This window comes from Pseudomonas sp. GL_103 (assembly GCF_057835175.1).
Map to the genome: position 1 here is coordinate 6,091,416 of NZ_CM174420.1, position 26,887 is coordinate 6,118,302.

Annotated in this window: 24 protein-coding genes; 9 read left to right on the forward strand and 15 right to left on the reverse strand. The window is 60.6% G+C overall.

All coding sequences use genetic code 11. The annotated features are described in order from the left end of the window. Window positions 1-34: 34 nt before the first annotated feature. Window positions 35-1,528: a YifB family Mg chelatase-like AAA ATPase gene (locus AC3IP0_RS27595; RefSeq protein WP_489317667.1), complete on the forward strand. Its 1,494-nt coding sequence runs from the start codon at window positions 35-37 to the stop codon at window positions 1,526-1,528. A gap of 6 nt (window positions 1,529-1,534) precedes the next feature. Here the strand turns inward: AC3IP0_RS27595 and AC3IP0_RS27600 are convergent, their stop codons facing one another. Both AC3IP0_RS27600 and AC3IP0_RS27605 read right to left on the reverse strand, forming a co-directional pair. Beyond that, window positions 1,535-2,749 (reverse strand): aldose 1-epimerase family protein, encoded by a 1,215-nt coding sequence (locus AC3IP0_RS27600; RefSeq protein ID WP_489317668.1) that lies wholly within the window; start codon window positions 2,747-2,749, stop codon window positions 1,535-1,537. A gap of 270 nt (window positions 2,750-3,019) precedes the next feature. Then, a complete protein-coding gene (locus AC3IP0_RS27605) occupies window positions 3,020-3,940 on the reverse strand; it encodes a LysR substrate-binding domain-containing protein (RefSeq protein WP_489326338.1) in 921 nt (306 codons plus the stop codon). Window positions 3,941-4,098: 158 nt separating this feature from the next. On the opposite strand from AC3IP0_RS27605, the gene AC3IP0_RS27610 reads away from it, so the two are divergent. Continuing rightward, window positions 4,099-5,496 (forward strand): NorM family multidrug efflux MATE transporter, encoded by a 1,398-nt coding sequence (locus AC3IP0_RS27610; RefSeq protein ID WP_489317670.1) that lies wholly within the window; start codon window positions 4,099-4,101, stop codon window positions 5,494-5,496. 79 nt (window positions 5,497-5,575) lie between these two features. Here AC3IP0_RS27610 and AC3IP0_RS27615 read toward each other — a convergent pair whose 3' ends face one another. Beyond that, entirely contained in the window at window positions 5,576-7,246 is a 1,671-nt protein-coding gene (locus AC3IP0_RS27615; protein WP_489317671.1) for a putative bifunctional diguanylate cyclase/phosphodiesterase, read from the reverse strand. A gap of 264 nt (window positions 7,247-7,510) precedes the next feature. On the opposite strand from AC3IP0_RS27615, the gene rep reads away from it, so the two are divergent. Together rep and AC3IP0_RS27625 are read left to right on the forward strand one after the other, a co-directional pair. After that, window positions 7,511-9,520, forward strand: a complete 2,010-nt coding sequence (gene rep / locus AC3IP0_RS27620; protein ID WP_046038986.1) for a DNA helicase Rep — start codon at window positions 7,511-7,513, stop codon at window positions 9,518-9,520. A gap of 57 nt (window positions 9,521-9,577) precedes the next feature. Next, window positions 9,578-10,150 (forward strand): xanthine phosphoribosyltransferase, encoded by a 573-nt coding sequence (locus AC3IP0_RS27625; RefSeq protein ID WP_046038985.1) that lies wholly within the window; start codon window positions 9,578-9,580, stop codon window positions 10,148-10,150. A 130-nt stretch (window positions 10,151-10,280) separates the two neighbouring features. Here the strand turns inward: AC3IP0_RS27625 and AC3IP0_RS27630 are convergent, their stop codons facing one another. The 6 genes from AC3IP0_RS27630 to dadA form a co-directional block, all read right to left on the reverse strand. Next, entirely contained in the window at window positions 10,281-12,203 is a 1,923-nt protein-coding gene (locus AC3IP0_RS27630) for an acetyl-CoA hydrolase/transferase C-terminal domain-containing protein (RefSeq protein WP_489326339.1), read from the reverse strand. 151 nt (window positions 12,204-12,354) lie between these two features. Continuing rightward, window positions 12,355-12,774, reverse strand: a complete 420-nt coding sequence (locus AC3IP0_RS27635; RefSeq protein WP_150725225.1) for a c-type cytochrome — start codon at window positions 12,772-12,774, stop codon at window positions 12,355-12,357. A 182-nt stretch (window positions 12,775-12,956) separates the two neighbouring features. Next, window positions 12,957-13,505, reverse strand: coding sequence for a cupin domain-containing protein (locus AC3IP0_RS27640; protein WP_008023455.1), 549 nt, complete (start codon window positions 13,503-13,505; stop codon window positions 12,957-12,959). 127 nt (window positions 13,506-13,632) lie between these two features. Then, the gene (gene alr, locus AC3IP0_RS27645) at window positions 13,633-14,706 is read right to left on the reverse strand and encodes an alanine racemase (RefSeq protein WP_489317673.1); all 1,074 of its coding nucleotides are present in this window, start codon (window positions 14,704-14,706) and stop codon (window positions 13,633-13,635) included. A gap of 98 nt (window positions 14,707-14,804) precedes the next feature. After that, a complete protein-coding gene (locus AC3IP0_RS27650) occupies window positions 14,805-15,158 on the reverse strand; it encodes a RidA family protein (RefSeq protein WP_489317674.1) in 354 nt (117 codons plus the stop codon). Next, on the reverse strand, window positions 15,130-16,434 hold the full coding sequence (gene dadA / locus AC3IP0_RS27655) for a D-amino acid dehydrogenase (RefSeq protein ID WP_489317675.1): 1,305 nt from the start codon (window positions 16,432-16,434) through the stop codon (window positions 15,130-15,132). The genes AC3IP0_RS27650 and dadA overlap by 29 nt, the downstream gene beginning before the upstream one ends. A gap of 157 nt (window positions 16,435-16,591) precedes the next feature. Here dadA and AC3IP0_RS27660 point away from each other — a divergent pair, with 157 nt between their 5' ends. After that, window positions 16,592-17,080 (forward strand): Lrp/AsnC ligand binding domain-containing protein, encoded by a 489-nt coding sequence (locus tag AC3IP0_RS27660; RefSeq protein WP_007975155.1) that lies wholly within the window; start codon window positions 16,592-16,594, stop codon window positions 17,078-17,080. A gap of 80 nt (window positions 17,081-17,160) precedes the next feature. Here the strand turns inward: AC3IP0_RS27660 and AC3IP0_RS27665 are convergent, their stop codons facing one another. Further along, window positions 17,161-17,514 carry a YkgJ family cysteine cluster protein gene (locus tag AC3IP0_RS27665; protein WP_489326340.1) on the reverse strand — a complete coding sequence of 118 codons (354 nt, stop codon included), beginning with the start codon at window positions 17,512-17,514 and terminating at the stop codon, window positions 17,161-17,163. Window positions 17,515-17,661: 147 nt separating this feature from the next. Here AC3IP0_RS27665 and AC3IP0_RS27670 point away from each other — a divergent pair, with 147 nt between their 5' ends. Beyond that, window positions 17,662-18,969 (forward strand): NAD(P)/FAD-dependent oxidoreductase, encoded by a 1,308-nt coding sequence (locus AC3IP0_RS27670; RefSeq protein ID WP_489317677.1) that lies wholly within the window; start codon window positions 17,662-17,664, stop codon window positions 18,967-18,969. Window positions 18,970-19,112: 143 nt separating this feature from the next. On the opposite strand, the gene AC3IP0_RS27675 is transcribed toward AC3IP0_RS27670, so the two are convergent. Further along, the gene (locus AC3IP0_RS27675) at window positions 19,113-19,358 is read right to left on the reverse strand and encodes a DUF1127 domain-containing protein (protein ID WP_489317678.1); all 246 of its coding nucleotides are present in this window, start codon (window positions 19,356-19,358) and stop codon (window positions 19,113-19,115) included. Window positions 19,359-19,537: 179 nt separating this feature from the next. On the opposite strand from AC3IP0_RS27675, the gene AC3IP0_RS27680 reads away from it, so the two are divergent. Together AC3IP0_RS27680 and AC3IP0_RS27685 are read left to right on the forward strand one after the other, a co-directional pair. Then, a complete protein-coding gene (locus AC3IP0_RS27680) occupies window positions 19,538-20,971 on the forward strand; it encodes an aminotransferase-like domain-containing protein (protein ID WP_489326341.1) in 1,434 nt (477 codons plus the stop codon). A 60-nt stretch (window positions 20,972-21,031) separates the two neighbouring features. Continuing rightward, entirely contained in the window at window positions 21,032-22,612 is a 1,581-nt protein-coding gene (locus AC3IP0_RS27685) for a phospholipase D family protein (RefSeq protein WP_489317680.1), read from the forward strand. Window positions 22,613-22,738: 126 nt separating this feature from the next. Here AC3IP0_RS27685 and AC3IP0_RS27690 read toward each other — a convergent pair whose 3' ends face one another. Further along, window positions 22,739-23,884 (reverse strand): MFS transporter, encoded by a 1,146-nt coding sequence (locus tag AC3IP0_RS27690; protein WP_489326343.1) that lies wholly within the window; start codon window positions 23,882-23,884, stop codon window positions 22,739-22,741. Between the two features lie 190 nt (window positions 23,885-24,074). After that, window positions 24,075-25,568 carry an aldehyde dehydrogenase gene (locus AC3IP0_RS27695; protein WP_489317682.1) on the reverse strand — a complete coding sequence of 498 codons (1,494 nt, stop codon included), beginning with the start codon at window positions 25,566-25,568 and terminating at the stop codon, window positions 24,075-24,077. A gap of 233 nt (window positions 25,569-25,801) precedes the next feature. On the opposite strand from AC3IP0_RS27695, the gene AC3IP0_RS27700 reads away from it, so the two are divergent. Beyond that, entirely contained in the window at window positions 25,802-26,164 is a 363-nt protein-coding gene (locus tag AC3IP0_RS27700) for a cupin domain-containing protein (RefSeq protein ID WP_489317683.1), read from the forward strand. A gap of 123 nt (window positions 26,165-26,287) precedes the next feature. On the opposite strand, the gene rpmG is transcribed toward AC3IP0_RS27700, so the two are convergent. Continuing rightward, window positions 26,288-26,443: a 50S ribosomal protein L33 gene (gene rpmG / locus AC3IP0_RS27705; protein ID WP_003177274.1), complete on the reverse strand. Its 156-nt coding sequence runs from the start codon at window positions 26,441-26,443 to the stop codon at window positions 26,288-26,290. A gap of 11 nt (window positions 26,444-26,454) precedes the next feature. After that, the gene (gene rpmB, locus AC3IP0_RS27710) at window positions 26,455-26,688 is read right to left on the reverse strand and encodes a 50S ribosomal protein L28 (protein WP_007975166.1); all 234 of its coding nucleotides are present in this window, start codon (window positions 26,686-26,688) and stop codon (window positions 26,455-26,457) included. Between the last annotated feature and the right edge of the window lie 199 nt (window positions 26,689-26,887).

Consider the following 26,887-nt stretch of genomic DNA (forward strand, 5'->3'; position numbering starts at 1 on the left):
AGGAAGCGGTCCAACGTCAGCTCAAGGAACGACCATGTCCCTCTCCATCGTCCACAGCCGCGCCCAGGTTGGCGTGGAGGCGCCGGCCGTCACCGTCGAAGTCCACTTGGCCAATGGTTTGCCATCGCTGACCATGGTCGGGCTGCCAGAGGCGGCGGTGAAGGAAAGCAAGGACCGGGTGCGCAGTGCGATCATCAATTCGGGGCTGCAATTTCCGGCGCGACGGATCACGCTGAATCTGGCGCCGGCGGATTTGCCCAAGGATGGCGGGCGATTCGATCTGGCGATTGCCTTGGGGATTCTCTCGGCCAGCGTGCAGGTGCCGACGCTGACACTGGATGACGTGGAGTGCCTGGGGGAGCTGGCGCTTTCCGGTGCAGTGCGGCCCGTCCGTGGGGTGCTGCCGGCGGCATTGGCGGCGCGCAAGGCCGGGCGCTGGTTGATGGTGCCGCAGGCGAATGCCGAAGAGGCCTGTCTGGCGTCAGGGCTGAAGGTCATCGCAGTGGACCATTTGCTGCAGGCAGTGGCACATTTCAATGGACACACCCCCATCGAGCCTTACGTTTCCAACGGTTTGCTCTACGCCAGCAAACCCTATCCCGACTTGAATGAAGTTCAGGGGCAAATGGCGGCCAAACGCGCGCTGCTGATTGCGGCAGCGGGTGCGCATAACCTGCTGTTCAGCGGGCCACCGGGTACGGGCAAGACACTGCTGGCTAGCCGATTACCAGGGCTGCTACCACCCCTGGCCGAAAGCGAAGCACTGGAGGTCGCGGCGATTCAGTCCGTCGCCAGCTGTGTGCCGCTGAGCCACTGGCCACAGCGACCGTTTCGCCAGCCCCATCACTCGGCGTCGGGTCCTGCACTGGTCGGTGGCGGCTCGAAACCGCAACCCGGCGAAATCACCCTGGCCCACCATGGCGTGCTGTTCCTCGATGAGCTGCCAGAATTTGATCGCAAGGTATTGGAGGTGTTGAGAGAGCCACTGGAATCCGGCCACATCGTGATTTCCCGCGCCAAGGACCGCGTACGCTTCCCGGCGCGCTTTCAACTGGTCGCCGCGATGAATCCCTGCCCCTGTGGATATCTTGGCGAACCTAGCGGTCGTTGCTCCTGTACGCCGGACATGGTGCAGCGCTATCGCAACAAACTGTCTGGGCCGCTGCTGGATCGCATCGACCTGCACCTGACGGTTGCTCGGGAAGCCACGGCGTTGAATCCCGCGTTAAAACCCGGCGACGATACAGCCACCGCCGCCGAGCTGGTTGCCAATGCAAGAGAACGCCAACAAAAACGCCAGGGCTGTGCCAATGCATTCCTCGATTTACCGGGCCTGCGCAGGCACTGCAAGTTATCCACAGTTGACGAAACCTGGCTGGAAACGGCCTGTGAGCGACTGACCTTGTCGCTACGTGCAGCCCATCGACTGCTCAAGGTGGCTCGCACCTTGGCGGACCTTGAGCGAGCCGATGGCATCACCCGTGATCATTTGGCCGAGGCGCTGCAATACCGACCGACAACGCTTTAGTCGGCATCACCCCTTGGTCAGATCAACCAACGGTGTCTGCCGCACCTCAGTCTCCCGCCCACCCTGAATCTCGTTCACCTGCTTCAACGCCTTATCCACAGCCGCCTTATCCGCCAGCAAGCTGTAGCTGATGCGGAACTGCTTGTGTTCCTTCGGCCCAATCGTCGGCACCAGCTTCAGTGGCCGCTGATACCGTCGGTTGTAGGAAAAACTCGTTCCCGGCTCCAGCCCCGTGACGTAGCCCTGGCCTTGGGTATCGGTGTTTTTCCACAGGGAGAACACGGGCAGTGTTTGAGTGTTGAAACCGACCGAGACGCCCAGGCTGCCGGCCTTGTTATGCAGGACGGTCAATGTATCGCCCTTGGCATCGGCGTACGGCACTACGTTGTAAACCGTTTCGTCGTAGTCCTTGGTCGGTCCGCGATAGGTTTGCCAGTCCGGCAAATCGCTTTTGGCTTTATCGTTGAACGGCGACACCTGTTTCACCGGCGCGGCGAAGCGGGCGCCCTGCTCCAGGAATGGGGTGCTGAAGTTGCTGTGATACAGCGCCTGGTATTCCTTCGGATAGTCGCCGTTGTTGGTCAGGGTGTCGTTGAGGGCGAACGCTACGCTGCCGGGCTCGGTGACCAGTTCGGTCGCGACCGAGAAGTCGACTTTCTTGAAAGCCTGCTCTTTCAGCTCGCCGCGCAGGCTGATGGCATACGGCGGTTTTTCATCGATGTGCAGGGTGACTTTGTTGGCCGGGATATTGGCAGCGCGACCGTGCAGGGTCAGCAGCTCGCCGTTGTCGATGCCGGGATGGCCGACCCATTCGTAGCCGCAGCGGGTGACCAGTTCATTGAAGCCTTCCAGCCAGCCCAGGCCACCACGGCCGTTGAGCTCGATGAAGGACGGATTGACCACTTCCTTGACTGGCGAATCCCAACCCATGCGCACGTTACCGACCGAGGCCTGCAGGACGTTCATGCCGCGAGTTGGAACTACCGAAAGTTTCATCGTGCCGTTATCGATGTCGACGATGCTGACGCCTTCCTGCCGACCGCCGTGCAAGGTGCGCAGGGCCACGCTGAAAGGTTTGTCGATTTTTACGCCGAGTTGCTGGCTGGTGATTTGCCAGTTCTGGGCGGCTTTGTCGGTGTCGAGCAGGACGTAATCCCATGCCAGGGCTTGGGAGGCAGCGGACAGTGCGCTGAGGGCAACGAAGAGTTTGAGTGGGGTCATGGCAATAGCCTTTCTTGGAGTTGTGCCATTTTTATAGACCTGATGAAACGTTTCAGCAAGCATAAAAGTCGAGACATCGGTGGCAAATGCCAGGAACGACAATTGATCCGCAGATGTGGGACAAACGGAAATTGAGTCGATGCCATCACGAGTCTGCTCGCGATGGCGACTTCGGCAGCGACTCAACGAAACCGGTCAACCTCATGCCGCAAGTCCGCGGTGGAATACCGGGAGATTGCCTGAAGCCGCCATTGCGGCGGTTTCATCGTTTCAGCTCAGATGCACCACATCCGGCAACTCCATGGCCCGGACTTCGTTTTGCAGAAAGTCGCTGAGCCGGCGCATGCGTTCGCCGCCGGGCCGGGTTTTCGGCCATACCAGGTAATAACACTCGCCACTGGCGACGGCGGTTGGCCAAGGCAAACTCAAACGTCCCTGGGCGACATCTTCCGCCACCATCAGCAGATCGCCCATGGACACGCCATAGCCCCGCGCGGCGGCGATCATGCCCAGCTCCAGGGTATCGAACACCTGTCCGCCCTTGAGCGACACCTGATCGGCCAGCCCCATGCGCTCCAGCCAGTTGCGCCAGTCGCGGCGGTCGGGCGTGGGGTGCAGCAATTCGGTGTGGGTCAGGCGCTCGACATCCCAAGGCTGATCGTTCAGCAGGTTGGGGGCGCCCACCGGGATCAATTCCTCGGGGAACAGGTAACTCGCCTCCCAGTCCGGGGGGAAATGTCCGTTACCCAGCAGCACCGCACAGTCGAACGGCTCGTCGTTGAAGTCCACCGAATCGATGTCCATCCACGCACTGGTCAATTGCACTTCGTTACCCGGTTGCAGATGACGGAAGCGACTGAGGCGCGCCAGCAACCAGCGCATGGTCAGGGTCGACGGGGCTTTCATGCGCAGGATGTCGTCTTCGGCGCGCAAGGTATTGCAGGCCCGCTCCAGGGCGGTGAAGCCTTCGCGAATGCCCGGCAACAGCAAACGGGCCGACTCGGTCAGTTGCAGGTTGCGGCCACTGCGGTGAAACAAGCGGCAGGCAAAATGCTCTTCGAGCGTACGAATATGTCGGCTGACCGCACTTTGGGTAATCGACAGTTCTTCGGCCGCACGGGTAAACGAGCTGTGCCGCGCCGCCGCTTCGAATGCGCGCAGGGCATACAAGGGAGGAAGACGACGGGACATTGGGAAAGCTCCTGGTGCGGGGTTCGCCTACCCTAGCAGAAACTCTCCAGCATGAGTTTGAATCATGCCATCCATCCTTTTTATCCCTTTGTGCAAACCGCGCAGAGCGCCGAGAATCGGTGCTTTCCTGATTCCCTTAATAATCGAGCGTGATGACCATGCAGCATCCAGCACGTACTGAACTCTGGGCCATCCTGCGGCTGGCGGGGCCGCTGATTGCCTCGCAGTTGGCGCACATGCTGATGGTCCTCACCGACACCCTGATGATGGCGCGCCTGAGTCCCGAGGCGCTGGCCGGTGGCGGGCTCGGCGCAGCGACCTATTCGTTCGTGTCGATTTTCTGCATCGGCGTGATTGCGGCGGTAGGCACTCTGGTGGCGATCCGTCAGGGAGCCGGCGATATTGTCGGGGCCACTCGACTGACCCAGGCCGGGTTGTGGCTGGCGTGGCTGATGGCGCTGGTCGCCGGCTTGCTGCTATGGAACCTCAAACCGGTGCTGCTGCTGTTCGGCCAGACCGAAACCAACGTCAACGCAGCCGGGCAGTTTTTGATCTTCCTGCCGTTCGCCCTGCCCGGTTACCTGAGCTTCATGGCCCTGCGGGGGTTCACCAGTGCCATCGGCCGCGCAACACCGGTAATGGTCATCAGTGTGGGCGGCACGGTCGCCAACTTCTTGCTCAACTATGCGTTGATCACCGGTATGTTCGGCCTGCCGAAACTGGGGCTGACGGGCATAGGGCTGGTCACGGCGATTGTCGCCAACCTGATGGCACTTGCGCTGGCGTGGCACATTCGTCGGCATCCGGCTTATGAGGCCTATCCGCTGCGCCAGGGCCTGTCGCGGCTGAACCGCCAGTACCTGAAGGAACTGTGGCGCCTGGGCCTGCCGATTGGCGGCACCTACGCGGTGGAAGTCGGGCTGTTTGCCTTCGCCGCGCTGTGCATGGGCACCATGGGCAGCACACAGCTGGGGGCGCATCAGATCGCCCTGCAAATCGTCTCGGTGGCGTTCATGGTCCCGGCGGGGATTTCTTATGCGATCACCATGCGCATCGGCCAGCACTACGGCGCCGGGCAACTGCTGGATGCGCGACTGGCCGGGCGGGTCGGCATCGCGTTCGGGGCGGCGGCGATGCTGTGTTTCGCCATGGTCTTCTGGCTACTGCCAAACCAGCTGGTCGGTTTGTTTCTCGATCACAACGACCCGGCGTTTCGCGATGTCATCAACCTGGCCGTGAGCCTGTTGGCGGTGGCGGCATGGTTCGAGCTGTTCGACGGCGTGCAAACCATTGCCATGGGCTGCATTCGCGGACTCAAGGATGCCAAGACCACTTTCCTCGTCGGCCTGGGTTGCTATTGGCTGATTGGCGCACCGGCGGCGTGGTGGATGGCGTTCCACCTGGACTGGGGGCCAACGGGTGTCTGGTGGGGCCTGGCGCTGGGGCTGGCGTGTGCGGCGGTGAGCCTGACGCTGGGGTTTGAGTGGAAGATGAAGCGGATGATTCGGCGCGAGCCTTCGGCACAAGGCAGTTTTCAGGTGGTTCAGCCGGATTAGGATCAAAAGATCGCAGCCTGCGGCAGCTCCTACAGGGTTAACACACTCCCCTGTAGGAGCTGCCGCAGGCTGCGATCTTTTAAATGGCCTCGACGATGCTCTGCCCGCCGGAATCAAACGTCAGATATTCCACCAACTCGGCCAGCGGCAATGGCTTGCTGATCAAATACCCCTGCACCTGATCGCATTCAAACCCGCGCAGCAGATCCAGTTGCTCCGGCGTTTCCACGCCTTCTGCAACCACCTCGAGGTTGAGGTTGTGCGCCAGGTTGATCATCGCGTGGACCAGTTTGCGGTTTTCCTCGCGTTGTTCCATGCCGCCGACAAAGCTCTTGTCGATCTTCAGCAAGGTGATCGGCAGGCTGTTGAGGTGTACGAACGATGAAAACCCGGTGCCGAAGTCGTCGAGGGAGAAGCGCACACCGAGGCGCCCGAGGGCATCCATGGTCTGCTTGACCAGATCGCTGCGGCGCATCACGGCGGTCTCGGTCAGCTCGAACTCCAGCCACTGCGCCTCGACACCGCGCTCGGCAATCAGGCGACTGAGGGTCGACAGCAACTGGCTGTCCTGGAACTGCCGGAACGACAGGTTGATCGCCATGTGCAACGGCGGCAATCCGAGTTCAAGCAACGCCTGCATGTCGCGCAAGGCCCGGGAAATCACCCAGTAGCCCAGCGGCACAATCAGACCGCTTTGCTCGGCCAGCGGCACGAATTCGCTAGGTGGCAGCAAGCCGCGCTCGGCATGCCGCCAGCGCACCAACGCTTCGAGGCCGACGATTTGCCCGTCTTCGAGGTTCAGGCGTGGCTGGTAATGCAGCTCCAGCTCATCGCGACGCAGTGCCCGGCGCAGCTCGGTTTCGAGGTCAGCGATGCTGCGGGCATTGCGATTGATGCGTTCGTTGAAAATGTGAAAGGTGCAGCCCTGGGTGCTTTTGGCCTGCTGCATGGCGATGTGCGCGTGCCACATCAGCGGATCCGCACCGGTCTGGGCCCGGGCGTAGGCGATGCCCAGGCTGGAGCCGATCAGCAGGCTTTCGCCATCGACCCAATAAGGTTCGGCCAGCGCTTCGCTGATGCGCTCGGCCATCCACTCGGCACGCTGGGGAGCGCGACGGGTATCGATCAGCAGCGCGAATTCATCACTGCCCAGGCGCGCCAGTTGATCGCCGGCCTCAAGCTGACTCTTGAGCCGCGCCACCACTTGCAGGATCAGGCGATCACCGGCCTGATGGCCGAGGGCGTCATTGGCATAACGAAAGTTGTCGAGGTCGAGATGACCGAGGGCCAGGCCGCGACCGTCGTTTTCCGCCAGGCGCGCCGTCAACAGGGTCTGGAAACCCTGGCGGTTGGCGATGCCGGTCAGCGGATCTTGCTCGGCCAGGCGTTGCAGGGTGTTTTCCAGGACGCCACGTTCGCGCACATGGCGCAGGCAACGGCGCAACATGCCGGGATCGAGCAGATCGCGCACCAGCCAGTCACTCACGCCGTCGGGCGGGGTCAGCGGCTCGTGGTCGAGCAACAACACCGTCGGCAGGCTGCAACGGCCCGGCGCCGGTTGAAGTTGCGGGATGGTCAATAACACCGCGCTGCGGTTGTCATCGAACAGGCTGCTGACCGACTCCCAACTCGGCGCGCTGATGAGCACGGCCGAGCTCCCCATAGGAGCCAGACACTCGCGCAACAACGCTGCCCACGCTGGCTCTTCGGCCAGTAGCAGCAAACGCAAGGGTTCGACAGGCGTAGACAAGCTAGCTCCCTAGACTCTGCAAAGATGTAGGCGACGGGCATTATGCCGTTCCGATGACCAATGACAATGACATCAGTTGGCAAAACGAGCCCTTTGTAACTGGAATTACGAACATTAGCCGCAAATTCGTTGCGCATCCTGCGTGAAAGTAACAAAACCGGCAATTACAGATAGCGTGCTGCGTCACAAGTCGGACAGAGCAGCACAATTCGCTGAGCCTGTTAAAATGCCGGCCCATTTCGTGACTGACTCCTGAATTTACCTATGTCCCGACTCAATCCCCGGCAGCAAGAAGCCGTGAACTACGTCGGCGGCCCTCTATTGGTGCTCGCCGGTGCAGGCTCCGGCAAGACCAGCGTGATCACGCGCAAAATCGCGCACCTGATCCAGAACTGCGGCATTCGCGCCCAGTACATCGTCGCCATGACCTTTACCAACAAGGCCGCCCGCGAAATGAAGGAACGGGTCGGCACCCTGCTGCGTGCCGGTGAAGGGCGCGGGCTGACGGTCTGCACGTTCCACAACCTGGGCCTGAACATCATCCGCAAGGAGCACGTACGGCTGGGCTACAAACCGGGCTTCTCGATCTTCGACGAGACCGACGTCAAGGCCCTGATGACCGACATCATGCAGAAGGAATACTCGGGCGACGACGGCGTCGACGAGATCAAGAACATGATCGGCGCCTGGAAAAACGACCTGATCCTGCCGGCCCAGGCCCTGGAAAACGCGCGCAACCCCAAGGAACAGACCGCGGCCATCGTCTACACCCACTATCAGCGCACGCTCAAGGCGTTCAACGCGGTGGACTTCGACGACCTGATCCTGCTGCCGGTGAAGCTGTTCGAAGAGCACGCCGACATCCTGGAAAAGTGGCAGAACAAGGTGCGTTACCTGCTGGTCGACGAATACCAGGACACCAACGCCAGCCAGTACCTGCTGGTGAAAATGCTCATCGGCAAACGCAACCAGTTCACCGTGGTGGGCGACGACGACCAGTCGATCTACGCCTGGCGCGGCGCTCGCCCGGAAAACCTGATGCTGCTCAAGGAAGACTATCCGTCCTTGAAAGTGGTGATGCTGGAGCAGAACTACCGCTCCACCAGCCGTATCCTGCGCTGCGCCAACGTGCTGATCTCGAACAACCCCCACGAGTTCGAAAAGCAGCTGTGGAGTGAAATGGGCCACGGCGACGAGATCCGCGTGATCCGTTGCCGCAACGAGGACGCCGAAGCCGAGCGCGTGGCCATGGAAATTCTCAGCCTGCACTTGCGCACCGACCGCCCGTACAGCGATTTCGCGATCCTGTATCGCGGCAACTACCAGGCCAAGCTGATCGAACTGAAGTTGCAGCATCACCAGGTGCCGTATCGTCTGTCCGGTGGCAACAGCTTCTTCGGGCGTCAGGAAGTGAAAGACCTGATGGCTTACTTCCGCCTGATCGTGAACCCGGACGACGACAACGCGTTCCTGCGGGTGATCAACGTGCCGCGCCGCGAGATCGGCTCGACCACGCTGGAGAAGCTGGGCAACTACGCCACCGAGCGCAAGATCTCGATGTACGCCGCCACCGACGAGATGGGTTTGGGTGAGCATCTGGACAGCCGCTTCACCGATCGCCTGTCGCGCTTCAAGCGCTTCATGGACAGAGTGCGCGAGCAGTGCGCCGGCGAAGATCCGATCTCGGCCCTGCGCAGCATGGTCATGGACATCGACTACGAGAATTGGCTGCGCACCAACAGCTCCAGCGACAAGGCCGCCGACTACCGCATGGGTAACGTCTGGTTCCTGATCGAGGCGCTGAAGAACACCCTGGAGAAAGACGAAGAAGGCGAGATGACCGTCGAAGACGCCATCGGCAAACTCGTCCTGCGCGACATGCTCGAGCGTCAGCAGGAAGAGGAAGACGGCGCCGAAGGCGTGCAGATGATGACCTTGCATGCGTCCAAGGGCCTGGAATTTCCCTACGTGTTCATCATGGGCATGGAGGAGGAAATCCTCCCGCACCGTTCCAGCATCGAAGCCGACACCATCGAAGAAGAACGCCGCCTGGCCTACGTGGGCATTACCCGCGCGCGCCAGACCCTGGCCTTCACTTTCGCCGCCAAGCGCAAGCAGTACGGCGAGATCATCGATTGCGCACCGAGCCGCTTCCTCGATGAGTTGCCGCCGGACGATCTGGCCTGGGAAGGCAACGACGACACACCGACCGAAGTCAAAGCCGTGCGGGGCAACAACGCATTGGCGGATATACGCGCGATGTTAAAGCGCTAGAATTGACCACTTTTTTAAAACCTTAGGGCGCACAAGGCGCCAACAGAGGACAGCTTCATGGAAGCCCTGCACAAGAAAATTCGCGAAGAAGGCATAGTGCTTTCCGACCAGGTCCTGAAAGTCGACGCCTTTCTGAACCACCAGATCGACCCGGCCCTGATGAAGCTGATCGGCGACGAATTCGCCACGCTGTTCAAGGACTCGGGCATCACCAAGATCGTCACCATCGAAGCCTCGGGCATCGCCCCGGCGATCATGACTGGCCTGAACCTGGGTGTGCCGGTGATTTTCGCCCGCAAGCACCAGTCCCTGACCCTGACCGAAAACCTGCTGTCGGCGACCGTGTACTCGTTCACCAAGCAGACCGAAAGCACCGTGGCCATCTCCCCGCGCCACCTGACCAGCAGCGACCGCGTGCTGATCATCGATGACTTCCTGGCCAACGGTAAGGCGTCCCAGGCACTGATTTCGATCATCAAGCAGGCCGGCGCCACCGTGGCGGGCCTGGGTATCGTGATCGAGAAGTCGTTCCAGGGCGGCCGTGCTGAACTGGACTCGCAGGGTTATCGCGTAGAGTCCCTGGCCCGCGTGAAGTCGCTGGCCGATGGTGTCGTGACCTTTATCGAGTAAAGCCGCCACACCGCAAAACCAGTGTGGGAGCGGGCTTGCTCGCGAATGCTGTGTATCAGTCAAAGAATATGTCGACTGACACTACGTATTCGCGAGCAAGCCCGCTCCCACATTTGATTTATGTTGGCTGTTATTGCGCGGTGGCCTTGAGGCCTGTGAGCAGCAACCGCTGATACAAATCCTCCTTCATCCCCTCCGGGTTGGCCAGTTGCATGCGTTGCAGATGCTCCTGGAACAACGCAGGCTCCGGCGCATCCAGCGCTGCCTTGCCCAACTCCAGCACCTCGCTCAGCTTGAACTTGCTCTTGAGCCAGTTCAGCGCCCGCAACAGATCCCGCTCGACCTCGGTGAAATCACAGCCCAGCGGATACTCCGGAAACAGCTGCGGATGCCGCGCCTGAATCGCCTGCAAACGCTGCGGACTGTTATCGGTAAAGCGCGGATCGAGACAAAAGTCCTTGGGCAGCTTGCCGACCTTCTGCGCCTGTTCGATCAATCCCGGCTGAAAACGCGAGTCGCTGATATTGAGCAAGGCCTCGATCACTGCCGCATCGGTTTTGCCACGAAGATCGGCGATGCCGTATTCGGTGACCACGATGTCCCGCAAATGCCGGGGAATCGTGCAGTGACCATATTCCCAGACGATGTTCGAGCTGACGTCGCCGCCAGACTCGCGCCAGCTGCGCAGCAGCAACACCGAGCGCGCGCCTGCCAACGCATGACCCTGAACCACGAAGTTGTACTGCCCGCCTACGCCGCTGAGCACACGTCCGTCTTCGAGCTGATCCGCCACCGCGGCACCGAGCAAGGTCACGGTAAACGCGGTGTTGATGAACCGCGCATCCAGGCGCTGCAAGCGCTTGAGTTCTTCCTGGCCGTAGAGCTCGTTGATGTAGCTGATGCGGGTCATGTTGAATTCGAGCCGCTTGTTTTGTGGCAATTCGCGCAAGCGTTCGTAGTAGCTGCGCGGGCCAAGAAAGAAACCGCCGTGCACCGAGATGCCATCGGTTTGCGCAGTCTCGTCGAGGGTGCCGGCATTCGCCTGCTGTTGGGTCGCCACGTCCGGGTAGACCTTGCGCCGCACAATCCCGGCATCGGCCAGCACCAGCAAGCCGTTGACGAACATTTCGCTGCAACCGTACAGGCCTTTGGCGAAGGGGTCGATGCCGCCTTCGCGCTCGATCAGTTGCGCCCATTGGCTGAGGTTTACGTCTGCCAGCAAAGCCCTGTATCCGTCGTTGTCGGCTTGCCGCGCCAGCAGCGCCGCCGTCAGCGCATCGCCCATGGAACCGATGCCGATCTGCAAGGTGCCGCCGTCACGCACCAGGGTGCTGGCGTGCAGGCCGATGGAATGGTCCTGACACCCCACTGGCATGTTCGGCGTGGAAAACAGCGTGGTGTTGTCCTTCTCATCGATCAGCAGGTCAAAGGTGTCGATGCCGAGTTCCGCATCGCCGGGCATGTAAGGCAGATCGTTGTGCACCTGGCCGACCATCAGGATGGTTTCTCCGGCAGCGCGGCGCTTGGCGATCATCGGCGACAGGTCGAGGGTGATGTCCGGGTTGCAGCTCAGGCTCAAGCGGTCAGGATGCTCGGCATGACTGGCCACAAGTTGCGCCACCAGATTCAACCCGGCGGCATTGATGTCCCGCGCCGCATGGCTGTAATTGCTGCTGACGTAATCCTGTTGCGCCGTGGCACTGTTGAGCAGGCTGCCAGGCTGCATGAAGAACTGCTGGATGTGGATGTTGACCGGCAGACTGTCGCGGCGCAGATCGGCGAGAAATTCCAGCTCCGGATAATCGCCGAAGACCCGCTCGACAAAGGGTTCGAGAAAGCGCTTTTGCAAACCATCGCCCAAGGGCGGGCGCCCCAGGCACAACGCGGTGTAGATCGTCAGCCGTCGCTCGGGCGACTGTGCGATTCGTCGATACAGCGCGTTGACGAAGTGATTGGGTTTGCCCAACCCCAGAGGCAGGCCCATGTGGATATGCGCCGGCAACCGTGCCAAGACGTCATCGACTGCCTGTTCGATAGAGCACAGCTGAACCATTCGATCCTCCCTTGCATTCCATGGTATGGGGTTGGACCGAGCTTGCCGGGTCTTTGCTGCAATGAACAGCCCTGTGGGAGCGGCGTCTGCTGAATCGCAGGCACAAAAAAGCCGCTCGAAAGCGGCTTTTTTGCGAACGAGGCGGGCTGAGTTACAGACCGGACATCTCTTTGATGGCGCCCTTGAGCTCGTCGTCGGAGCAGTCGGCGCAGGTGCCTTTAGGCGGCATCGCGTTGACGCCGGTAATGGCTTTGGCCAGGATGCCGTCGAGGCCGCCCTGGTGATCGGCGCGTTCTTTCCAGGCCGCTTTGTCGCCGATTTTCGGCGCGCCCAGCAGGCCGGTGCCGTGGCAAGCGTTGCAATGTTTGGCAATAACATCTTTAGGCGCCTTGGCACCGCCACCGCCGCCGGCCGAAGCGGCCACTTCCATGCCCTTGCACTCTTTACCCTGAACACAAACCTGGCCAACTGGCTCAAGGCGTTTGGCAATTTCGTCGTTGGTCGCAGCCTGAGCGCTGACACTGACAGCCCATAGGGCCAATACGGTTGCTGGTGCAGCCAGCATTTTCATAATTAGGTTCACGCGTTCACCCTCAATGGTGGCTAGTCACGCCTACGGCCACGGTTCGCAGGCGGGCGCAAGTATAGCGGTAAGCCCGTCGCACTGAAACAACCCCAAAGTCGGAGGGGTCTTAGGCCGCGACAGAAAAACTGCCCGGGCGCCTCTGCGATGCTGGCAGGACGCCTCTTTTCTTAGAAATTCGCCGGCGTGGCTGCGCTGATTAGTCGCGCCGGCACATCGAACGGATTACGGAAACGGTGTGGCTTGGTACTTTCAAAGTAGTAGCTATCGCCGGCTTCGAGGACAAAAGTTTCGAGACCGACCACCAGCTCCAGTTTTCCTTCGACCAAAATGCCGGTTTCCTCGCCCTCATGGGTGAGCATCTCGTCACCGGTGTCGGCGCCTGGCGGATAGATTTCATTGAGGAATGCGATGGCCCGGCTCGGGTGCGCCCGACCGACCAGCTTCATGGTCACCGCGCCATCGGAAATATCGATCAGCTCGTTGGCCTTGTAGACGATCTGAGTCGGTTTTTCCTGCAGGATTTCTTCGGAAAAGAACTCGACCATGGACATGGGAATCCCGCCCAACACCTTGCGCAGCGAACTGATCGAAGGGCTCACGCTGTTCTTCTCGATCATCGAAATCGTGCTGTTGGTGACCCCCGCCCGTTTGGCGAGCTCACGCTGGGAAAGGCCTTTGAGCCTACGGATGGATTGCAGTCGTTCACCGACGTCCAAAGCTTGCGCCTCCAGGATTCAGATTGTTGGAATAGTGAGCGTTATCATGGCGACAGCGTTCAGTATTTACAACACCTTGACCTGAATCCTGCTCAGCGAGGCGACTTCCGGTCTGGAGCCCGGCTCACTAAGCCCCGGAATAGAGCAGTGGCACTCGGCGCAGGTTGCAGAAGATCTGGTAAGGAATCGTGCCGGCAGCCATGGCCACATCACTGGCGAGGATGTTTTTGCCCCACAATTCGACGGTCGAACCGAGGCCGGCCTGCGGCACATCGGTCAGGTCGATACAGAGCATGTCCATCGATACCCGGCCGATCAACTGGCTGCGCTGTCCCGCCACCAGCACTGGCGTGCCGGTCGGAGCCAAACGCGGGTAGCCGTCGGCGTAACCCATGGCCACGACGCCAATGCGCATCGGTTTAGGGGTGATGAATTTGGCGCCGTAACCGACGGGCTCGCCAGCCGGCAACTCGCGCACACTGATCACTTTCGATTCCAGGGTCATGACCGGTTGGAGGCGCGATGCAGTTTCGTTGGCTTCTTCGAAGGGCGTGGCGCCATAGAGCATGATGCCCGGGCGCACCCAATCGCTCAGAATTTGCGGCCAACCGAGCACCGCCGGCGAGTTGCGCAGGCTGACCTCGGCGGACAAGCCCTTGCGCGCCGCTTCAAATACCGCCACCTGATCGGCGCTGGCCTGCTCGTGCAGTTCGTCGGCACGCGCAAAGTGGCTCATCAGCACCACTTTCGCGACTTTGCCGCTGGCTAGCAGCCGTTGATAGGCCACTTGATAATCCGCCGGGTGCAGACCCACGCGGTGCATGCCCGAATCGAGCTTCAGCCACACGGTGATCGGCTTGCTCAACGCCGCTTTCTCGATGGCTTCGAGCTGCCACAGCGAATGCACCACGCACCAGAAATCATGCTCGACGATCAGCGCCAGCTCATCGGCTTCGAAAAAACCTTCCAGCAGCAGGATCGGCGCGCGAATGCCCGCCGCCCGCAGCTCCAACGCCTCTTCGATGCAGGCCACGGCAAACCCGTCCGCCTCGGCTTCCAGCGCTTGGGCGCAACGCACCGCGCCATGGCCATAGGCATCGGCCTTGATCACCGCGAGGGCCTTGGCCCCCGTGAGTTCACGGGCGATTCGGTAGTTGTTGCGCAGGGCTTGAAGGTCGATCAGGGCACGGGCAGGACGCATGGCGGCAGACTTCTGGTCGGGTTATCGGGAAGAAAAACCGGCGCTGGCTGGTGGCGTGAACCGCCAACAGCGCCGGGAGAGGGATCTTTCTGACAGGCTTATGGCAGAGCGGCGACAACCGACAGCTCGACCAGGATTTCCGGTTCGCACAATTTCGATTCAACCGTGGCGCGGGCCGGGGCGACGCCTTTTGGCAGCCACTGGTCCCATACCGCGTTCATACCTTCGAAATGCGCGTCGATGTCTTTCAGGTAAATCGTCACCGACAGCAGATGGCGCTTGTCGGTGCCGGCCAGATCGAGCAAACGCTCGATATTGGCGAGGGTTTCACGGGTCTGCTGTTCAATCCCGGCGTTCATGTCGTCACCGACCTGTCCGGCCAGGTACACCGTGCCGTTATGGGTGACGATCTGACTCATGCGCTCATTGGTGAGCTGGCGCTGGACTGACATGTTTTGCGGACTCCTGTCGTTTGTTGCCGTAACGGGAAATATCGAGGCCTTCGGCGCTGATCTGCGGCTTTCTTTTCGCCATCAGGTCAGCCAGCAAGCGACCGGAGCCGCAGGCCATGGTCCAGCCGAGCGTGCCGTGACCGGTGTTCAGGAACAGGTTCTTGAACGGGGTGGCGCCGACGATCGGGGTACCGTCCGGAGTGGTCGGACGCAGGCCGGTCCAGAAATCAGCCTGGGCCAGATCGCCGCCCTGAGGATAAAGGTCGTTGACGATCATCTCCAGGGTTTCACGCCGGCGCGGGTTCAGCGACAGGTCAAAACCGGCGATCTCGGCCATGCCGCCAACGCGGATGCGGTTGTCGAAACGGGTGATCGCGACCTTGTAGGTCTCGTCGAGAATGGTCGAAGTCGGAGCCATCGCCGGGTTGGTGATCGGCACGGTCAGGGAGTAGCCCTTGAGCGGGTACACCGGCGCCTTGATCCCCAGTGGCTTGAGCAGTTGCGGTGAGTAGCTGCCGAGGGCCAGCACGTAGCGGTCGGCGGTTTCCAGCTTGCCGTCGATCCACACGCCGTTGATGCGGTCACCGGCGAAGTCGAGGCGCTGAATGTCCTGGTCGAAACGGAATTGCACACCGAGGTTCGCGGCCATCTCGGCAAGCTTGGTGGTGAACATCTGGCAGTCGCCAGTCTGGTCGTTCGGCAGGCGCAAGGCACCGGCGAGGATGTCAGTGACGCTGGCCAGGGCCGGTTCAACACGGGCAATGCCATCGCGGTCAAGCAGCTCGAACGGCACGCCGGACTCTTTCAGCACGGCGATGTCTTTCGCGGCGCCGTCGAGTTGAGCCTGGGTGCGGAACAGTTGGGTCGTACCAAGGCTGCGGCCTTCGTAGGCGATGCCGGTTTCGGCACGCAGTTCGTCAAGGCAGTCACGGCTGTACTCGGACAGACGGACCATGCGCTCCTTGTTCACCGCGTAACGGCTGGCGGTGCAGTTGCGCAGCATCTGTGCCATCCACAGGTACTGGTCGATGTCGGCAGTGGCCTTGATCGCCAGGGGCGCGTGGCGCTGCAACAGCCACTTGATGGCCTTGAGCGGCACACCCGGCGCGGCCCACGGCGAGGCATAACCCGGCGAAACCTGCCCGGCATTGGCGAAACTGGTCTCCATGGCAGCAGCTGGCTGCCGGTCCACAACCACCACTTCAAACCCGGCACGGGCCAGATAATAAGCACTGGTGGTACCGATGACGCCGCTACCCAAGACCATGACGCGCATTTTCATATCCCTCATCGCGGCTAACCGCTGACGTTTGTTATTCAGAGCTTTAGATGCGCGCAGTGTAAAAAAGATTTGCCAGTGCTTTTCACTATATAAGCGCCTATATTTGGCGACAATTCTCGGCAAAAACCCTTTTCACGGAGGCGCATCCCCTATGCGTACCAACACTCAGACCAAACGTGAGCTGGACAAGATCGACCGCAACATCCTGCGGATCCTGCAAGCGGACGGGCGGATTTCCTTTACGGAGCTTGGGGAAAAGGTCGGGCTCTCGACCACGCCCTGTACCGAGCGGGTCCGGCGTCTGGAGCGCGAAGGGATCATCATGGGCTACAACGCCAGGCTCAATCCGCAGCACCTGAAGGGTAGTTTGCTGGTGTTCGTCGAGATCAGCCTGGACTACAAATCCGGCGATACTTTCGAAGAGTTCCGACGTGCGGTGCTGAAATTGCCCCATGTGTTGGAGTGTCATCTGGTGTCAGGGGATTTCGACTACCTGGTGAAAGCGCGGATTTCCGAGATGGCCTCGTACCGCAAGTTGCTGGGCGACATCCTGCTCAAGTTGCCGCATGTGCGCGAGTCCAAGAGCTATATCGTGATGGAAGAGGTGAAAGAGAGCCTGACTTTGCCGATTCCGGATTGAAGATCAAAAGATCGCAGCCTGCGGCAGCTCCTACAGGTGTACACACGCTTTTTGTAGGAGCTGCCGCAGGCTGCGATCTTTTAAACCAACACCTGCCGAGTGCTGGCCATGTACTCGAACACCTGCTTCTCCACCCGTGGATGAATCAACTCCACCGGCCCACGCCCATTGGGGCACGGCAAGGTCTTGGTGGTGCCGAACAACCGGCAGATCAGCGGCCGCTCGTCATACACCGTGCAACCATTCGGCCCCAGATGCACACAATTGAGCTCTTCGATGGCGGCATCCTGCTCGGCGCGGGTCTTGCGTGGAAGGCGCGACATTTCTTCTGGCGAGGTGGTCACCGGCCCGCAGCAGTCATGGCAGCCGGGAACGCACTCGAACGAGGGAATCTGTTGTCGCAATGTGCGGATTGTCTGGCTGTTGCAGCTCATTGAAACGGTGACCAATAGCGGAATAGAGCGGGATTCTGACGCAAAAGCACCGATCCAGACAGCACCAGCCGACCAATGTTGCCCGCCCGGGAAGGTCCGGCTTATGCTCCGTCAGGTTTTCCAAACGCAAAAATCAGGAACACGCACATGAATGCCCGTGCTCAACAGCCTGCTCTGAACCACACCGCGTCCTACTACGCCGCCAGCAGCCTGCCGCAGCCCGAACTTCCGGCGCTCAAAGGCGAAGTGCTGGCCGATGTCTGTGTGGTGGGCGGTGGGTTTTCGGGGTTGAACACGGCGCTTGAACTGGCCGAACGCGGCCTCAGCGTGGTGTTGCTTGAAGCCCATAAAATCGGCTGGGGCGCCAGTGGACGCAATGGCGGGCAGCTGATTCGCGGCGTCGGCCACGGCCTCGATCAGTTCACCAGCGTCATCGGTGCCGAAGGTGTTCGGCAAATGAAACTCATGGGCCTGGAAGCCGTGGAAATCGTCCGGGAACGGGTCGAGCGCTTCCAGATCCCCTGCGACCTGACTTGGGGCTACTGCGACCTCGCCAACAAGCCCCGTGACCTTGAAGGCTTCGCCGAGGACGCCGAAGAGCTGCGCAGCCTCGGCTACCGCTACGAAACCCGTTTGCTGCAAGCCAACGAGATGCACACCGTGGTCGGCTCCACGCGTTACGTCGGTGGCCTGATCGACATGGGCTCGGGGCACCTGCATCCACTGAACCTGGCCTTGGGCGAAGCAGCTGCGGCACAACGACTGGGGGTCCGGCTGTTCGAGCACTCGGCCGTGACCCGCATCGACTATGGCCCCGAGGTCAAGGTCCATGCCGCCGAGGGCTCAGTGCGCGCCAAGACCCTGGTGCTGGGTTGCAATGCCTACCTCAATAACCTCAACCCAGAGCTCAGCGGCAAAGTCCTGCCCGCCGGCAGCTACATCATCGCCACCGAACCGTTGAGCGAAGAACTGGCTCACGCCCTGCTGCCGCAGAACATGGCGGTCTGTGACCAGCGGGTGGCGCTGGACTACTACCGGCTCTCGGCGGACCGGCGCCTGCTGTTTGGCGGCGCCTGTCATTACTCGGGCCGCGATCCGAAAGACATCGCCGCGTACATGCGCCCGAAAATGCTCGAGGTTTTCCCGCAGCTGAGCGCAGTGAAGATCGATTACCAATGGGGCGGCATGATCGGCATCGGCGCCAACCGTCTGCCGCAGATCGGCCGACTCATGGACCAGCCGAACGTGTACTACGCCCAGGCCTATTCCGGTCATGGCCTGAATGCCACGCACCTGGCCGGCAAGCTGCTGGCCGAAGCCATCAGCGGGCAGCACAGCGGCGGCTTCGACTTGTTTGCCAAGGTGCCGCACATCACTTTCCCCGGCGGCAAGCATTTGCGCTCGCCGTTGCTGGCGTTGGGGATGTTGTGGCATCGGCTTAAAGAGTTGGTCTGAAAGATTCCCTGCGTCTTTGCCGACGCTATCGCGAGCAAGCTCGCTCCCACAGTGTTTGACGGCGTTCACAAGATTTGCGTTCACCACCGCTCCTTGTGGGAGCGAGCTTGCTCGCGATGAGGCCCTGAAGAACACTGCAAAACTCAGATCCGCCAGAAAGGCTTCAGCCCCTCCTCCCGCGCCTGCTCCCGCGTCAGCCCGATATCCTTGAGCTGGTCAGCCGTCAGCGCCAACAAGTCCTTGCGCGTGTGCAGGCGACGCCAGAACTGGTCCCAGCGACTCAGGCCGGACGATGCATTGCCCATGCCCGCCTCCCGCGTGCCGTTGTTCTGCCCGGTCGCCAGTTCCTGACTGTGTAACGTCAGCCGCACATCGCTCAAACCGTTCATCTTGGATGCTCCTGTTTACTTGGGTAGCCAGAGGTTCCATGATGCGTGGGCGCGCAAAAGCATTACAGATTCAAAGCAACTGTATTAACTCCATACAGTTTTGCCGATTCCGCCACTGAATCCCGATTTTTTGCCCGATCTGTACTGGTTAACCGAATCACCCCTATCGAGGCTGCACCATGACCCTTTACGTCAACCTCGCCGAATTGCTCGGCACACGTATCGAACAGGGCTTCTATCGCCCCGGTGACCGGCTGCCTTCGGTACGGGCGCTGAGCGTCGAGCACGGCGTAAGCCTGAGTACGGTGCAGCAGGCCTATCGGGTGCTGGAAGACAGCGGCCTGGCGATGCCAAAGCCCAAGTCTGGGTATTTCGTGCCAGCCAGCCGTGAACTGCCCGACCTGCCCGCCGTGGGCCGCCCGGCCCAGCGTCCGGTGGATATTTCCCAGTGGGATCAAGTGCTGGAGCTGATCCGCGCCGTGCCGCGCAAAGACGTGGTGCAACTGGGCCGCGGCATGCCGGACATCACCAGCCCGACCATGAAACCGCTGCTGCGTGACCTGGCGCGAATCAGCCGGCGGCAGGACATGCCCGGTCTGTATTACGACAACATCCACGGCAACCTCGAACTGCGCGAACAGATCGCTCGCCTGATGCTCGATTCCGGCTGCCAGTTGAGCGCCAGCGAACTGGTGGTCACCACCGGTTGCCACGAAGCGCTGTCCACCAGCATTCGCGCAATCTGCGAGCCCGGCGACATTGTCGCGGTGGACTCGCCGAGCTTTCACGGCGCCATGCAAACCCTCAAGGGCCTGGGCATGAAAGCCCTGGAAATCCCCACCGATCCGCTGACCGGCATCAGCCTCGAGGCGCTGGAACTGGCCCTGGAACAGTGGCCGATCAAGGTCATACAGTTGACCCCCAACTGCAACAACCCGTTGGGCTACATCATGCCGGAGTCGCGCAAACGCTCGTTGCTGACGCTTGCGCAGCGCTATGACGTGGCGATCATCGAGGACGATGTGTATGGCGAACTGGCCTATACCTACCCGCGTCCGCGCACGATCAAGTCCTTCGACGAGGACGGTCGCGTCCTGTTGTGCAGCTCGTTTTCCAAGACCCTGGCGCCGGGCCTGCGCATCGGCTGGGTCGCGCCCGGCCGCTATCTGGAACGGGTGCTGCACATGAAATACATCAGCACCGGATCCACCGCGCCACAACCGCAGATCGCCATCGCCGAGTTTCTCAAGGGCGGCCATTTCGAACCGCATTTGCGGCGGATGCGCACGCAATACCAGCGCAATCGCGACGTGATGATTGATTGGGTGACCCGCTACTTCCCGGTCGGCACCCGCGCCAGTCGCCCACAAGGCAGCTTCATGCTGTGGGTCGAACTGCCGGAAGGATTCGACACCCTGAAACTGAATCGTGCATTGCACGACCAGGGCGTACAGATTGCCGTCGGCAGCATTTTTTCCGCCTCGGGCAAGTACCGCAATTGCCTGCGCATGAACTACGCTGCCAAGCCAACACCGCAGATCGAAGACGCGGTGCGCAAGGTCGGTGCGACAGCGATCAAACTTCTGGCGGAAACCGATCAGCTCAGCGACTGACTTTTCTTCGGGAATCAGCGTCCATATGCCTATCTGCGCCGCCAAACGGAACGATCCTACGTGAGAGTCAGACAGCCCCTGCTTGCTCTTCTGCTATTCGCTGCGTTCCTGGGCGGTTGCTCCAGCTTCGACGTTCAGCGTGTGCCGAGCCAGGCGCTGCCGGCTGCAGACTCCGCATTCGGCCGCTCGGTCCAGGCGCAAGCCGCACCCTACAACGGACAATCGGGCTTTCGCCTGCTATCGGACAGCACCGAGGCCTTCACCGCCCGCGCCGAACTGATCCGCAACGCCCAAAGCAGCCTCGACTTGCAGTACTACATCGTGCACGACGGTATCAGCACGCGCATGTTGATCGAGGAGTTGCTCAAGGCCGCCGACCGGGGCGTCCGGGTGCGGGTACTGCTCGACGACACCGCCAGCGACGGCCTGGACCGGGTCATTGCGACCCTCGCCGCACACCCGAACATTCAGATCCGCGTGTTCAATCCGCTGAATCTGGGCCGCAGTACGGGTGTGACACGCACGGTGGGCCGGCTGTTCAACCTGTCGCAACAGCATCGACGCATGCATAACAAGTTGTGGCTGGCGGACAACAGCATGGCCATCGTCGGCGGGCGCAATCTGGGGGACGAGTATTACGATGCCGAGCCCAACATGAATTTCACTGACATCGACATGCTCGGTGTCGGCCCGATCGCCGAGCAACTCGGGCACAGTTTCGACCAGTACTGGAACAGCGCCCTGAGCAAGCCGATCGACGAATTCCTGTCGAGCAAACCCACCCCCCGGGACCTGGAAAACACCCGCGCCCGACTCGAAGAGTCCCTGGCGGAGACACGCAAGCAGAATCACACGCTCTACAAACACCTGATGACCTTCACCACCCACCCACGCCTGGACATCTGGCGCCGCGAACTGATCTGGGCCTGGAACCAGGCATTGTGGGATGCACCGAGCAAGGTACTGGCCAAGGGCGAGCCCGATCCGCAGTTGCTGTTGACCACGCAACTCGCACCTGAACTCAATAACGTCAGCAAAGAGCTGATCATGATTTCGGCCTACTTTGTGCCCGGCCAGCCGGGACTGGTGTACCTGACCGGGCGCGCCGATGCCGGCGTTTCCGTGAGTTTGCTGACCAACTCACTGGAAGCCACGGACGTTCCCGCCGTACACGGTGGCTACGCTCCCTATCGCAGGGCGCTGCTGGAGCATGGCGTGAAGCTGTACGAATTGCGTAGCCAGCCCGACGAGGGAGGCGGCAGCGGTAGCGGTAGCGGGCCGCATCTGTTTTCCAGCAGCGCCTATCACAGCTCTGACTCCAGCCTGCACAGCAAGGCGATGATCTTCGACCAGCAGAAATCCTTTATCGGCTCGTTCAATTTCGATCCGCGCTCGGTGCTGTGGAACACCGAAGTCGGCGTACTGGTGGACAGCCCGGAATTGGCCGCACGGGTCCGTGAACTGGCGCTGCAGGGTATGGCACCGGCCCTGAGTTATCAGGTGGAGCTGGAAAACGACCAGATCGTCTGGACCACAGAAGACGACGGCAAAATGCACACCCTGACCAAGGAGCCAGGGAGTTGGTGGCGGCGCTTCAATGCGTGGATGAGCAATACGGTGGGCCTAGAGAAGATGTTGTAGCCAGCCAATGATCCATTGTGGCGAGGGAGCTTGCTCCCGCTTGGGTGCGCAGCGCCCACAGAATCTTTGGGGCAGCTTCGCAGCCCAGCGGGAGCAAGCTCCCTCGCCACAGTTTTTTGTTGTTCTTCAGGCTGGTTCTGCAGCCGCGCCAAACGCCCCTTGCCGCGACACCACTATCAGCACGCCCAAGGCCCCTACCGCCATCAGCAACGGCAACGCATGGCCGTTGATCCACTGGCTGCCGGCACCCGCCAGCAGCGGCCCGATCAGGCAACCGATCCCCCACAGCTGAGCAATGTGCGCGTTGGCCCGCACCAGCGCATCGTCGCGATAACGCTCGCCGATCAGGATCAACGACAAGGTGAACAACCCGCCAGCGCTGGCACCGAACAGCACCCACAAAGGCCAGATCAGCAGTGTGTCGATCAGCAGCGGGATTGCCAGGCTCGACATCAGCAGGACCACCGCACAACCGGTGAACAACGCGCGTCGCGACAAGCGATCGGCCAACGCACCAATCGGCAATTGCAGCACCGCATCGCCGACCACCACCGTACTGACCATCGCCAGCGCGATCTCCGTGGTGAAGCCCTGGCGCAGGCAATAGACCGGCAACAGCGTCAGAATCATCGCCTCGAACGCGGCGAACAGCGACACCGCCCAGGCAATCGCCGGCAGGCCACGACAGAACTCAAGCAAATCACTCAGGGTCACACTGCTGGCCTCGCTGCTCGGCGCGCCACTGCGGCCCAGCAACAGAAACGGAGCAGCCATCAGCAAACCGACACCCACCCAAAAGCCATAATCGTGCTCGGTGCCAAGAAAGCCCAGCAACACCGGCCCCGCCAACTGACTCAATGCGTAGCTGCTGCCATACAGCGCCACCAGCCGCCCGCGCCATTGCTCGACCACCAGTTGATTGATCCAGCTTTCACCGATAATGAATACAAGGGTCAGGATCACCCCGATCATCAGCCGCAACACCAACCAGATCGGATAGCTCGGCAACAGCGCCAGCAAACCGATCGAAACCGCCCCGGCCCACAGGCACAGGCGCATCAGATTGGCCGTGCCGAATCGCGCCGCCAGATGGCTGGAGATTTTCGCCCCCAACAGGACGCCGATGGCCGGCATCGCCGCCATCACGCCAATGGCAAAGGAGCCGTAACCCCAGCTTTCCAGGCGAAACGACACCAGCGGCATGCTGACACCCAGGGCCAGGCCGACACTCAGGACAGATGCCAAAACGGCGAAATAAGTCGCCCAACGCATGCTCCACGCTCCTGTGGATTGTTATTTTTTGAGGCCACACAAAACAATGTGGGAGCGAGCTTGCTCGCGATTGCGGTACAACATTCAACACTGAAGTCGACTGTTACACCGCTATCGCGAGCAAGCTCGCTCCCACAAGGGATCTGTGTCGTTTCAGGAGGCCTGCTCTAAAACAGGCCTCCCTTAACGCTTACAACTTGATCCAGGTCGCCTTCAGCTCGGTGTACTTGTCGAAAGCATGCAGCGATTTATCGCGACCGTTGCCGGACTGCTTGAAGCCACCGAACGGTGCGGTCATGTCGCCGCCATCGTACTGGTTGACCCAAACGCTACCGGCACGCAGGGCGCGGGCGGTGAGGTGCGCCTTGGAGATGTCGGCCGTCCAGACCGCAGCGGCCAGGCCGTACGGTGTGTCGTTGGCGATCGCGATGGCTTCTTCGGCGCTGTCGAATGCGATGACCGACAGTACCGGGCCGAAGATTTCTTCCTGGGCGATTTTCATCGCGTTGCTCACGCCGTCGAAAATCGTCGGCTCAACGTAAGTGCCGCCAGTTTCCTGAAGCGTACGTTTGCCACCGGCCACCAGCTTGGCGCCGTCGGCATGACCGGACTCGATGTAGGACAACACGGTATTCATCTGCTGGGTATCGACCAGCGCGCCAACATTGGTCGCCGGGTCCAGCGGATTGCCCGGTTTCCAGGTTTTCAGCGCTTCGATCACCAACGGCAGGAATTTGTCCTTGATCGAACGCTCCACCAGCAGGCGCGAACCGGCGGTGCAGACTTCGCCCTGGTTGAAGGCGATGGCACCAGCTGCGGCTTCGGCAGCGTCTTGCAGGTTCGGCGCATCGGCGAACACGATGTTCGGGCTCTTGCCGCCGGCTTCGAGCCAGACGCGCTTCATGTTCGACTCGCCGGAGTATATCAGCAGTTGCTTGGCGATCTTGGTCGAACCGGTGAACACCAGCGTATCAACGTCGTTGTGCAGGGCCAGGGCCTTGCCGACGGTGTGGCCATAACCCGGCAGCACGTTCAGCACGCCTTTCGGGATGCCGGCTTCGACAGCCAGCTCGGCGATGCGGATGGCGGTCAGCGGGGATTTTTCGGACGGTTTGAGGATCACCGAGTTACCGGTGGACAGCGCAGGACCGAGTTTCCAGCACGCCATCATCAGCGGGAAGTTCCACGGCACGATGGCGCCAACAACACCCACCGGCTCACGGGTCACAAGACCCAGTTGATCGTGCGGAGTGGCTGCTACTTCGTCGTATATCTTGTCGATGGCTTCGCCGCTCCAGCTCAGGGCTTGCGCCGCGCCAGGAACGTCGATGTACAGGGAATCGCTGATCGGCTTGCCCATGTCCAGGGTTTCAAGCAGGGCCAGCTCTTCGGCGTGCTGTTTCAGCAGGCCGGCGAAACGGATCATGGTGGATTTGCGCTTGGTCGGTGCCAGGCGCGACCAGACACCGGAATTGAACGTGGCGCGAGCGTTTTCCACAGCGCGCTGGGCATCGGCGGCGTCACAGCTGGCAATCTTGCCCAGCAGACGGCCATCGACCGGACTGATGCATTCGAAGGTCTGGCCGGAAACGGCGTCGGTGTATTCGCCATTGATATAGGCGCGGCCTTCGATTTTCAGGTCGCGGGCACGTTGTTCCCAGTCGGCACGGGTCAGGGTGGTCATGCGAGTGTCCTCCTCTTATTGATACGACACCCGCGTTCTTCGCGGGCGCTGTCAGGAATTCTGCCCGGCCAGCCTGCTTTCGGCCCAAGGCATCCACCACCCTAAACCAGCCGCACATGAAGTTTCAATATATTTGACATAACACCGGCAAACGGCCTTGCGATGTTCATTTTAATAAACATAGACTTTGGACCTTTCTACCACTCGCGCCGTAATCACGGGAGATAACAACAATGAACATCCAGAACGTCGTCGACTTCAGCCAGGCCACCACCGCCGCCGAACGCTACCGCCCAGATGCAGCCAAGGTGCTCAAGGGCGACCCGGAACAAGCCGTTTACAACCACTACAACAGCCCTTGTGGCCAGTTGAACGCTGGTGTGTGGGAAGGTGCGGTCGGGCAGTGGACAGTGAACTTCACCGAGCACGAATACTGCGAGATCCAGCAAGGGGTTTCGGTGCTGCGTGACAACGACGGCAATGCCAAGACCCTGCGCGCAGGTGACCGCTTCGTGATCCCCGCCGGATTCAAAGGCACCTGGGAAGTGCTGGAGCCATGCCGCAAGATCTACGTGGCGTTTGAACAGAAGGCCTGAAGATTTGCGCTGTTTGGGCTGACGCTTTCGCGAGCAGGCCTCGACAGACAATACAAAAAACCCGGCAACAAAAAAGGCCCGTATCTCGCGATACGGGCCTTTTTCGTAAGAGGGAAAAATCAATTACTTGATTTTGCCTTCTTTGTAGATCACGTGCTTGCGAACAACCGGATCATATTTCTTGATCTCGATTTTGTCCGGGGTAGTACGCTTGTTCTTGTCGGTAGTGTAGAAGTGACCAGTACCGGCGCTCGAAATCAAACGAATCAATTCACGCATGATTAGCTCCCTTAAACCTTGCCATCGCGGCGAAGTTCGGCCAGCACGACAGTGATGCCACGCTTGTCGATGATACGCATGCCTTTGGCAGATACGCGCAGACGCACAAAACGTTTCTCTTCTTCAACCCAGAAGCGGTGATGCTGCAGGTTCGGCAGGAAACGACGACGGGTTTTGTTGTTTGCGTGGGAAATGTTATTCCCAGTCACCGGACCCTTACCGGTAACTTGACATACTCTAGACATGCCTCAGCCCTCTAAAACCACATGCCCAACCCGGCATGGGTTGGCCGCTTAATCTCTCAGTCATTTGGCGCCAGGCGCCGCGTTTCTTTAGAGGTCTTACCGGCTACACCTACAGTGAAGGAACCGGGCCCCTAGAAAAGAGCGCTGCTTTATACCAGAAAGACTGGAGAGCAACAACATTCGGTGTGCGTTGAATTCA